The following is a 3577-nucleotide window of genomic DNA, read 5'->3' as shown; positions in this document are numbered from 1 at the left end:
GGCGGGCCGGTGGAGCTTCATCGGCGACGAAGCCGGCCTTCCCGCCGGCGCCGTTTCGAGCGTCGTGGTCGCGCGCGATGGATCGGTCTGGACCACGACCGCAGGATGGCTGTGGGTATTACGCCCCGAGGCACAAAGGTTCGAGCGGACCGTCGAACCGGCCGCTGCGCGCGCGCGTATCTTCGAGGCGCGCGACGGCCGTATCTGGCTCTCGCCGGGTGGCTCGCGGCCGATCCACGCGATCGCCGGCTCGCTGCAGCCCGCTGGGCTGAAAAGCGCGCCGCCCTCGGGCGTTCCGTCCAGTGTCGAGCCGAGTGGCGAGCCGATGCTGATCGATCGCGACGGTGTGTTGTGGGCCGCGCGCGCGGCCGGCGGGATCTTCCGCGTCATCGGCAACGATCGGCCGCCGGCTTCGCGGTCGCTCGAGCGCTTCACGCTGAAGAACGGGCTGAGTTCGGACATTGCCAGCCCGCTGCTCGAAGATCGCGAGGGAAATATCTGGGTCGGGACTAATCTCGGTCTCGATCGCTTCCGGGAAGCCAATGCAGTCGCCGCGCCGGGTCTCCCGCCGACGTCGCGCAAGGGTTTTCAGATTGCGGCCGGCAAGGACGGCGCCGTCTATGTCCTCACCGGCGAGACCTTGTTCGAGGCGCACGCCAATCGCGCCGCGCAACCAATCGCGCATTACCGCGGTTGGCCGCGGTCGCTCCATGTCGACCGGTCGAACGCTCTGTGGGCGGGGTTTGATGACGGCATCGCGCGCCTCGCAGGCTCGCATTTTCGCTTCGCGGCGCTGCCCCGCGACGCGCAAGGCACGGTGACCGGCTGGCTGGAAAGCGCCGATTTGCTCTGCGCGGCGGTGTTGGAGCACGGCATCTTCTGCCGTTATCCGAGCGGATGGAGGCGAGCGCCGCCGCCGCTCGGCGCCCAGCGCCGTGCGCCGGTCCAGATGCTGTCGGATGCGCGCGGCCGGGTCTGGCTCAACTATGTCGACCACCTCGTCATGCTCGACGAGAATCGGCAGATCGCTGCTTCGGAGGAGAACGGGCTCGCGGCCGGCAGGATCGAGCTCGTCACGTCAATCGGCGAGCAGATCTACATATTGGGCGACTTCGGGCTCGCGCGCTTCGACGGACGGCGTTTCCAGACGCTCCGTGCGGAAAGACATCCGCGGCTCAGCCGACTGTCCGGCATGGTGCTGGGAAGCGACGGCGCCGTCTGGCTGAACGGCATTTCCGGGGTGACGAGGGTTGCGGTCGCGGATCTCGCCGCCGCCTTCGTCCATCCCGAGCGCGAACTACGCTCCACCCTCTTCGACCTCGACGATGGCCTACCCGGGGTGGCGCAGCAGGATTCGAACACGCCGACCGCGATCGAGGCACAAGATCACCGCCTGTGGTTCGTCACCAGCCACGGCATCGCGTGGATCGATCCGCAGCATCTGTCGAAGAACGCGCTGGTTCCGCCGGTGTCGATCAATCGGCTCGTTGCCGGCGGCAGATCCTTCGCGACCGGCGCACCGATCCACCTTCCGGCCGGCACGACCGGCGTCCAGATCGATTATGCCGCGCTCAGCCTTTCGATCCCCGAGCGCGTGCGTTTCCGTTACCGGCTCGAAGGGGTCGACGCCGCGTGGGTCGATCCGGGGCACCGGCGACAGGCTTTCTATACCGGCCTCGGCCCGGGTCATTATCGTTTCCAGGTCATCGCGGCCAACAATGACGGGGTCTGGAATCGCTCCGGCGCGACGGTGAGCTTCGACATCCTGCCGACCCTCTGGCAGAGCATCTGGTTCAAGGTCCTCATCGCGATCGCGTTCATCGCTGGCGGCTGGCTGCTCTATTCGCTGCGCATGCGGCAAGTGGCGTCCACGATCCGCCAGCAGGTCGAAGGCCGGTTGCGCGAGCGCGAGCGGATCGCGCGAGAGCTTCACGATACCTTGCTGCAAGGCTTTCAAGGGCTGATCTATCGCTTCCAATCGGCGATCGACACGTTGCCGCCTTCGCACGGCGCCCGCGCGAACCTGGAGGAGGCGCTCGACCGGGCTGACGCGGCGCTTGCGGAGGGACGCGACAGCGTCCGCAACCTGCGCACTACATCGACCAGCGACAATATCGCCCAGCATTTCGCGGATACCGCCGCGCAAGCCGGCACCGCATCCTCGGCGACCTTCCACGTCGTCACCGAAGGGCCGCCGCGCCGGCTATGTCCGCCTGTTCACGCCGAGATATTGCGCATCGGGGACGAGGCGATCCTCAATGCCCTGCGTCATTCGAAAGCCCAGAAGATCATCGTGAACATCATCTATCATAAGCGCGAATTCCTGTTGCAAATTGCCGATAACGGGATTGGAATCGCGCCGGAGGTGGCCGCGGGCGGCGGGCGGCCCGATCATTTCGGGATGACGGGGATGCGCGAGCGAGCCGAAGTTGTCCGGGGCAAATTCTCGATCGCCAGCCGCCCCGGTGGCGGAACGCAGGTGACGCTGACCGTCCCGGCATCGATCGCCTATGAGCAAAGATCCGGGCTATCGAGTCGCTTCGCCCACCGTCGCTGGCTGATCGAGGATTGAAGGTGAATTCGCCGAACCAGAGCCGCGCGATCAGACTGATGACGGTCGACGATCATCCGCTGCTGCGCGACGGTCTCGCCGCGCTGATCGGCGGCCAGCCGGATATGGAACTGGTTGCAGAAGCCTCGAACGGGGCCGAGGCGGTGGAAGCCTATCGCTCGGCCCGGCCCGATGTCACCTTAATGGATCTGCAGATGCCCGGCATGGGGGGCATCGACGCGATCGCAGCCATTCGCGCCGAATTCGCCGCGGCGCGGATCATCGTCCTCACGACCTATGCCGACGAGAACAATGCCGTGCGCGCGCTGAAGGCCGGCGCGGCTGGTTATCTTCTCAAGAGCGCGGTGCGACGCGACCTGCTCGATACAATTCGGGCGGTGAATGCCGGGCTGCGGCGGGTGCCTGCGGAGATCGCATGCCAGATCGCGGTGCATATCGGTCAGGAGGAACTCACGAGCCGCGAGATCACGGTGGTTCAGCTCGCCGCCGGAGGCAATGCCAACAAGCAGATTGCCCGCCACCTCTCGATATCCGAGGATACGGTCAAGGCGCATATGAAGAGCATCTTCGCCAAGCTTGAAGCCTCGGACCGGGCGCATGCCGTGGCGATCGCGGCAAAGCGCGGGTTCATCGAAATCTAGGCTCGGCCGGACAAATTTCCGGCTCGAGCATTGCGGTCGGGCGAACGGGAGCGCTGGCATCTCGGAAACCCGCTCGGCGAACAGCCTGCCCCCGGCGATCAGGCCCCGTTCCCCTTTCGAGGTGGGACGACCCTACCCGTTGGAGGCTTGTCCAAAAGGTGCGGCATTTGCTTCCTTCATCGGGTGAAGGAAGCCGACATGACCGCAGTACCAGCCCTCTTGACGAGCGGGCGGTCGTCTACCGCAAACCCCGCGATCCGCACATATTCGCACGTCGCCCTGCCCGCTGCCGCCAAGGTGACGCAGCCGCGGCCAATGCACTCGCTGTCGTTGCCCCCTAATTGCCTGACGAGGCCTCGCGGGT

General features: G+C 66.1%; 2 protein-coding genes. Both read left to right on the top strand.

Annotated features, from left to right (window positions below):
• A partial coding sequence (locus BGN95_RS13235; protein WP_286772874.1) for a sensor histidine kinase occupies window positions 1-2572 on the top strand: 2572 nt, incomplete at its 5' end.
• 2 nt (window positions 2573-2574) lie between these two features.
• The gene (locus tag BGN95_RS13230; RefSeq protein WP_265268391.1) at window positions 2575-3213 is read left to right on the top strand and encodes a response regulator; all 639 of its coding nucleotides are present in this window, start codon (window positions 2575-2577) and stop codon (window positions 3211-3213) included.
• Window positions 3214-3577: the final 364 nt, after the last annotated feature.

Source organism: Sphingomonas sp. 66-10 (genome assembly GCF_001897045.1).
GTDB lineage: Bacteria > Pseudomonadota > Alphaproteobacteria > Sphingomonadales > Sphingomonadaceae > Sphingomonas > Sphingomonas lycopersici.
This window is presented reverse-complemented; position numbering and strand designations above follow the sequence as displayed.